At 67.4% G+C, this 6,660-nt stretch carries 5 protein-coding genes and 3 pseudogenes; 5 read left to right on the plus strand and 3 right to left on the minus strand.

The features are described from left to right. From QH196_RS18105 to QH196_RS18115, 3 genes and pseudogenes are all read left to right on the plus strand, one after another. A pseudogene (locus QH196_RS18105) lies at window positions 1-1,286 on the plus strand (ANL family adenylate-forming protein); the annotation flags it as partial. Then, window positions 1,279-3,009 carry a class I adenylate-forming enzyme family protein gene (locus tag QH196_RS18110; protein ID WP_280416983.1) on the plus strand — a complete coding sequence of 577 codons (1,731 nt, stop codon included), beginning with the start codon at window positions 1,279-1,281 and terminating at the stop codon, window positions 3,007-3,009. The pseudogene QH196_RS18105 and the gene QH196_RS18110, both read left to right, overlap by 8 nt. Before the next feature lie 89 nt (window positions 3,010-3,098). Beyond that, window positions 3,099-3,503: a PaaI family thioesterase gene (locus QH196_RS18115; protein WP_280416984.1), complete on the plus strand. Its 405-nt coding sequence runs from the start codon at window positions 3,099-3,101 to the stop codon at window positions 3,501-3,503. A 54-nt stretch (window positions 3,504-3,557) separates the two neighbouring features. On the opposite strand, the gene QH196_RS18120 is transcribed toward QH196_RS18115, so the two are convergent. Continuing rightward, window positions 3,558-3,872 (minus strand): hypothetical protein, encoded by a 315-nt coding sequence (locus tag QH196_RS18120; RefSeq protein ID WP_280416985.1) that lies wholly within the window; start codon window positions 3,870-3,872, stop codon window positions 3,558-3,560. A 130-nt stretch (window positions 3,873-4,002) separates the two neighbouring features. Between QH196_RS18120 and QH196_RS18125 the strand changes: the two genes are divergently transcribed. Further along, entirely contained in the window at window positions 4,003-4,920 is a 918-nt protein-coding gene (locus tag QH196_RS18125; RefSeq protein ID WP_280416987.1) for an alpha/beta hydrolase, read from the plus strand. A 76-nt stretch (window positions 4,921-4,996) separates the two neighbouring features. Here the strand turns inward: QH196_RS18125 and QH196_RS18130 are convergent, their stop codons facing one another. After that, window positions 4,997-5,608: a Uma2 family endonuclease gene (locus tag QH196_RS18130; RefSeq protein ID WP_432279507.1), complete on the minus strand. Its 612-nt coding sequence runs from the start codon at window positions 5,606-5,608 to the stop codon at window positions 4,997-4,999. A 275-nt stretch (window positions 5,609-5,883) separates the two neighbouring features. Then, window positions 5,884-6,390: pseudogene (locus QH196_RS18135) on the minus strand (AMP-binding enzyme); the annotation flags it as partial. On the opposite strand from QH196_RS18135, the pseudogene QH196_RS18140 reads away from it, so the two are divergent. After that, window positions 6,348-6,551, plus strand: a pseudogene (locus QH196_RS18140) (acyl-CoA dehydrogenase family protein); the annotation flags it as partial. The pseudogenes QH196_RS18135 and QH196_RS18140 sit on opposite strands and share 43 nt — an antisense overlap. Window positions 6,552-6,660 lie beyond the last annotated feature (109 nt).

Below are 6,660 nucleotides of genomic sequence, written 5' to 3' on the forward strand. Positions count from 1 at the left end.
TTTCGTGATCGCCGCGTTCGCCGCCGCCCGGATCGGGGCCGTGGGGGGGCCGTTAAACCCCAAAGCCACCCCCAGTGAGCTGACCCGCCCGCACGGGGGCAGCGGTATACGGGGACTACAGTGGGACGAGGGGCCCGCCCGGCGGCTACAACACCGATACGGGAAACCCCTCGACCACAACCTCGGGCAACCCCGCGCCCCCCCCCCCCCCCGGCGGCGCGGACCTCCTCGCGGCGATGGAACGGGAGGTCACCGCCGCCGATCCGCTGTCGATCATCTACACCTCCGGTTCGACCAGCGCACCGAAGGGTGTCGTACACACCCACGGCGCGCTACTGGACCATCAGCGCAACCTCAACGAGATCCGCCGCCTCACCGCGGCGGACCGGCTGTTCTGCAATTCGCCGTTCTTCTGGATCGGCGGCTTCGGTTTCGCGTTGCTGGCGACCCTGCTGTCCGGTGCCACACTGGTGTGTTCCGACGCCACCGACGCGAGCGCTACCCTCGATCTACTGGAGGCCGAGAAACCCACGGTTACCAACGGTTTCGCAGCCGGCGTCGCACACTTGGCCCGGCACCCGAGCTTCGCAGCCCGCGATCTGTCCTCGATGCGCCGCGGCAACCTCTATGCGATCATGCCCGCCGACGCGCGACCCACCGACGCGGAGCTGCGGCACAATATGCTCGGGATGACCGAGGCGGGCAGCGTGGTCCTGCTCAGCGGCGACGACTCCGATCAGCCGGAACACCGGCGCGGTTCGTTCGGGAAACCCGCACCCGGCTTCGACACCCGCATCGTCGACCCCGACACCGGCACCGACGCCACGACCGGCGAACTGTATATCCGCGGACCGTATGTGATGCAGGGTTACCACGGCCGCAGCCGGGAGCAGTGTTTCGACGCCGACGGCTGGTTCCCTACCGGTGATCTGGTGCGCGTGGACGACGACGGGTTCTTCTACTTCCTCGGCAGGCGCGGAGCCATGATCAAAACCGCGGGCGCCAATGTCTCGCCGGCCGAGGTGGAGAAGGCGATCACGAAGATCACCGGCACGCCCGCACATGTACTCGGCCTGCCCGACCCCGACCGCGGCGAGATCGTGGCCGCCGTACTCGTCACTCCCGACGCCACTGTCGACGACACCGCGCTGCGCGAAAGCCTCCGGCAGGAGTTGTCGGCCTACAAGGTCCCCCGGCGATTCGCCGCCCTGCGGCCCGGCGAGGTACCGCTGCTACCCGGCGGCAAAGTGGACATCCAGCGACTCGGAAAGATCTTCGATGCCTGAGCACACCGCGGCGATCGACACCATCGACACCCTGCTGCGCCACCATGCCGCCGAGCGTGGAAACCATCCGGCGGTGATCGACCCGCATACGCGCACGACCTACGCCGACCTCGACGCCACCACCCGCCGGCTGGCCGCCGCGTTCGTGGCCGCCGGAATCACCAAGGGCACCCGGGTGGGGCTGGTAGCCCCCAACAGTGTCGGCTGGGTGCGGATCGCGCTCGCGCTCACCAGGATCGGCGCGGTACTGGTGCCGATGAGCACACTGCTGAAACCACCGGAACTGATCGACCAACTACGCGCCGCCGCCGTGGAAGTACTCATCACCACCGTCGAATTCCGCGGCCACCGTTACCTCGACGGACTCCGCGCCGTACTCGGCGAAGCACTCAACACCACGCCGATCCAGCACCCTGAATTGCCGGCCCTCCGGTACATATTCAGTGCCGAAGCCGCTACCGAACCGCTCGGGGAAGTTCTCCCCGCCGAGCCGACCCCCGCATCGGCGGACAGTCGATACGCCTCTTCGCCGGTGCTCTCCGGAGCTCGGCCTGCGCCCGGAGAAGGCGATATCCCCGGCGCCTCTGCCCAGCTCACGGTGACACCGGCGGCGAGCGCGGTCGCCGAGGCACTCGCCGCCACCGTCCGCCCGGCCGACCCCATGCTCATCATGTTCACCTCCGGCAGCCGTGGCCTGCCCAAAGGCGTTATCCATTCGCACGGTAACGCGCTGGCCGCCGTGCGCTCCGGGCTCACCGCCCGCTGTATCGACGCCGAGGCCCGGCTGTACCTCCCGATGCCGTTCTTCTGGGTCGGCGGGTTCGGCGGTGGCATCCTTTCCGCGCTCGCGGCGGGCGCCACCCTGGTCACCGAGGAGATACCGCGGCCGGAATCGACCCTGGAGTTACTCGAACGCGAACGGGTCACCCTGTTCCGGGGCTGGCCCGATCAGGCCGAAGCCCTCGCCCGCCGGGCGGAAACCCTCGGCACCGATCTGTCCGCGCTGCGGCCCGGCAGCCTCGAGGCCCTTCTACCACCCGGGCAGCGTGCGCGGCCTGGGGCCCGGGCCAACCTGTTCGGGATGACCGAATCCTTCGGCCCCTACTGCGGCTACCCAGCGGATACCGATATGCCCGAATCCGCGCACGGTAGCTGCGGCCGGCCGTTCGACGGGATGCAGGTGCGCATCGCCGACCCGGCCGGTAACCCGATGCCCGCGGGCACCATCGGGGAGATCCAGCTGCGCGGCCCGCATATCCTGCGCGGTATCTGCGGCCGCACCCGCGAGGATCTGTTCACCCCCGACGGCTACTACCCCACCGGCGACCTCGGGCACCTCGACGACGCGGGCTTCCTCTTCTATCACGGCCGGCGCGACGATATGTTCAAGGTCAACGGCGCGACCGTCTACCCCGGTGAAGTCGAAAAAGCGCTGCGCTTGCTGGACGGCGTCACCGGCGCTTTCGTCACCGATATCGACCGCGGCGACGCCGCCCGGGTGGCCGCGGCCGTAGTCGTCACGGGCAGCGCGGGCGTCGAGCGGCTGCGCGCCGCGACCAAGGAGATCTTGAGTTCGTTCAAGGTGCCGTCCACCTGGCTGCTGCTCGACTCCGATGCCGATATCCCGCGCGGCACAACAGGCAAGGTGGATCTCGCCGCGCTGCGAAAGTTGCTGACCGACCGCGGTGTCGAGGCCGGCAGCGCAACCGCGCCCCCGCACTGAACACTTCTCCGCCGGTGCCGCATGCGGCATCGCAATCGACCACGCACCCGGAACGGATGCACCCGACGACAACTCGACAAGGACCGGCCATGACCACCACTCAGGCAATCGGCGATCTACTCGACCACATCGGTTTCCGGAAGGAACCGGACGAATCCGGCTCGGCGACCTGGGAGCTGCCGGTGGCGCCACATGTTGTCAACACCTCGGGCGGACTGCAAGGTGGTCTCGTCGCCACCCTGGTCGATATCGCGGCAGGCACACTGGCGCTGGACAGTCTCCCGGCCGGCGGTGTGGTGACCTCGGACCTGAGCGTCCGCTACTTCCGGGCCGTCACCACCGGTACCGCGCGCGCGGTGTCCACCATCGTGCACGCCGGGAGACGCTCGATCGTTGTACAGGTCGAGGTACGGAACATGCCCGAGGACCACCTCGCCGCGCTCGCCACGGTCAGCTTCGCAATCGTAGGCCACAACACACGCACCGGCAGCTGACAGCATTATCGCGCTTTCGCTCCCACGGGGCGGGACGCTATGCACTCTTCGAATTCAGCAGGCGGAGAGGTGGTCGATTTCACTGCGGAGTTCTCGGATCAGGTTGAAGCCTTCGTTGTTCGAGGGATCGGCCGGGTTCGATGACCGGCGGGCCGCGGCGAGCTCGGCGCGGGCGGCGTCGCGTTCCTCGGCGACTCGGCGAAGTTCTTCATCGAATCGATCGAAATACATCCGGACTTCATCAGGGGCATAGCCCTTGCGAACTATGGTGAACGGAAGGGCGACGGAACCACGGGCCCTTTCCAGCATTTCGCCGATGGTAATCGACGAAACGTGATGTGGGCCTCGGATGAACCGCAATCGGCTCACATCCCCGATCATCGGTCCACGACGTCGCTGCGCCCGCTCGAACCTGCCCGTGGCGCTCCCATCGCTCGGCCGAGACGTCCTCGACACCACACAACCGGAAACTGTCGATCTTGCTCTACCGTGGGTGTCCATGCACCTCGGGCTGTCCCAGCTGATCGACCCTCACCTCCGGCTTCTCACCGACGAGTCACGCGCTTTCTATGACAACCGTGCGGCCGGACGAGGTCCGAACAGTCCGGAGGAGCTTCGCGCAATCCGGGCCGGCCTGCCCGAGCCGGCCGCGGCGAGTCCCCCAGCTGTCGAAGAACTCGTCGCCGCGAACGGACGCGGCGTCCCAGTGCGGTTCCACACTCCCGGGGACGCCGCGGTGAAAGGCGTCTTCCTGGAGATCCACGGCGGCGGTTTCTATATGGGGTCAGCCGCCGCAAGCGACCTCGGCAATCGCCGGCTCGCCGACGCACTCGGTATCGCAGTCGCGAGCGTGGACTATCGGCTCGCACCCGAACATCCGTGGCCGGCCGCGCCGGACGATTGCGAAACCGCCGCGCTCTGGCTCGCCGAGCACGCCCAGCATAGTTTCGGCACAGCGAAGCTCGCTATCGGCGGCTTTTCGGCCGGCGCAACACTGGCGATGGCAACACTGCTGCGCCTGCGTGATCGGGGCGTCGCGGCATTCGATTGTGCTGTGCTGCAATTCGGCACCTACGACCTGAGCGCACAGACACCGGCCGGCCGTCTGATCGCCGACGAGTATTTCCTCGAGGCATACGCCGGCACGGCCCCGGACCGAACGAACCCCGACATCTCTCCGATCTACGCCGACCTGACCGGCCTGCCGCCGATCCTCATGGTCGTCGGCGACGCCGATATCCTCCTTCAGGACAACCTGGCGATGGCCGCTCGGCTATCGGCCTCCGGCGCAGACATCGATCTCCGCGTCTACCCCGACTCGCCCCACGGGTTCACCGGACATCCGACCCCGATGGCGCAGGCCGCGCTCGACGATATCCACACCTGGCTCGGCCGACACCTGAACTCGACACAGTGACCCCGTATATCGCCGCCATCGTGTTCGCACCTTCAGCCCGGACTGATCTCGCAGCAGCTACACATCACGGCACGGTTCAGTATTCGAGCTCGGTCCACGGGATGTGGATCGGGAACGGATGGCCGATATGTATGCCGTGCTCATCGGCGGGTGTCCACTCGTCGACCAGCAGGTAATTGGTCGGATGCAGCGGATGGACATCGTCGGGCAGGGAGGCGTACCCGGTCTGCAGGGCGTAGGCGCGGATGGCGGATATCGCACTGCGCCCGGACGCCAGGGTGACCTCCCAGTACCAGGGGATACCGGCAGCCGCGTAGCGTCCCTTCTTCGCCTCCATATCCGCCTGTTTGTTCGACGGCGACAATACTTCGCCGACCAGCAGCGTATCGGTGGCCCGGACGTCTGCGAACGGTGATTCGAGACAGCGATACACCAGAAAGTCCGGTGTCAGGAAATCGGACTTCCCGCTGCTTCGGAGGAAAACGTTGGTTTCGAAGTTCACGGTCCAGCAGGTCTCGGGATCTTCCGACATGCGCTTGCGCGCGCAACGTTCGATTTCGTTCCGCATACGTGCCGTGAACATCTGATGCTCGCCCGGACCACGAGGTAGCCACACCGCCCGACCGTCCCAGAGCTCGATCTGCTCCGCGATCTCGTCGGGTAGCTGCTCCAGTTCTTCCCAGGTCATGTACTCGGAAAGGTCCGGGCGGTCGGTCTCCGGCAGGGACACATCGCCATGGTAGGCCACCGCACCACGCCCGATCGGCGGGTCGCTCCGGTGCACCTTTCCTCGGGTGGCCGCCAGTACCGTCATACTGTCGCGTCCTGCCGCGCCCGCCACGGGAACTGCTTACCGGTGCGGTCTACCGACCGCTGACACCAGTGCCGACAGCTCCCCGGCGGAGCACAGTCGGATGGCGAGCCCTCGATAGACATACCGATGGGCGGATGGCGATCCTCCGGTCAGCTCTCCTGATAGAGGGCGGCGACGGCGTCCGTGCGCACCTTCATGGCGGCATTTCGCGGCAGCTCGTCGACGATCGCGATGTCGACCGGCACGTGGTGACTGGGTAGCGCCTCTCGGACCAGCTCGCGTAGTTCGGTGGAGTCCACTACCCCGCGTTCGCGACGCAACTCCACCGCCGCGAACGGCACCTGCCCGAGCCTGCTGTGCGGCACCCCGACTACACAGGCATCACGGACCGCGGGATGCCGGAGCAGGACCGCGCGCACCGACTCGGGAAGGATCTTGAAACCGCCGCGGTTGATCGCGCCGTCCGCCCGGCCGTACACCGTGACGAAACCGTCGGCATCCATCGACGCCAGATCCGTGGTGCGCAGGAAATCGGGTCCGACCGCTTCGACACGAGCCGAGAGCACCCCGCGCTCGCCGGCCGGTACCTCGTCCCTGGTTTCCAGATCGATGATGCGCCGAAATGGTGGGAAAGGTCGCCGATCTCGCGGTCCAGGTGCACGGTGGTACCGGATATATGCGCGATGTGCCGGTCGAGCGGATCTACCGTGACGTCCGGCTCCTGCGACTCTACGAGGGCACCAGCGAGATCCAGCGGTTGGTCATCGGCGGCGGCCTGGTCAAGAATGCCCGGCGGCAGGGCACATCGCCGGCTTGATCCCTCGGCGCGGGCCCCCCCGGGAAAATGGGCCGCCCCGGCCGGGGCGGGGTGGGACGGCGGGGGGGGCCCCGGCGGCACGGGCCCCCGGGGGTGGGGGTTTACCCCG

The organism is Nocardia carnea, assembly GCF_029868325.1.
GTDB lineage: Bacteria > Actinomycetota > Actinomycetes > Mycobacteriales > Mycobacteriaceae > Nocardia > Nocardia carnea_C.